This is a genomic window from Paraburkholderia sp. SIMBA_030 (assembly GCF_046535245.1).
Classification (GTDB): Bacteria; Pseudomonadota; Gammaproteobacteria; order Burkholderiales; family Burkholderiaceae; genus Paraburkholderia.
Genome location: NZ_JAWRXB010000398.1, coordinates 1 through 276 on the forward strand (window position 1 = coordinate 1; position 276 = coordinate 276).

A 276-nucleotide genomic window follows, 5' to 3' on the forward strand; every position below is an offset into this window, starting at 1 on the left:
GGCTCGCCGCGTTTGCGCTGTATGTGCCTCCGCTGCGCCAGCGCAACGGCGACGTCGAAACGATCGCACACGAGTTCGTCGACGCCCTCAACGAGCGGCACCGCTCGCACAAGCAGCTGACCGATGCCGCGATCGCCGCGCTGCGCGCGTATTCATGGCCCGGCAACGTGCGCGAGCTGCACAACACGATCGAGCGCGCGTACATCCTCGCCGACGACGGCATCGACGTCGCGCTGCCGAAGCCGACGCTGCTGCCCGACCAAACGTCGGACGACG

The 276-nt window shown here is 68.5% G+C and carries 1 pseudogene; it reads left to right on the forward strand.

The window, feature by feature from the left end:
- Window positions 1-276, forward strand: a pseudogene (locus tag SB772_RS40510) (sigma-54-dependent Fis family transcriptional regulator); the annotation flags it as partial.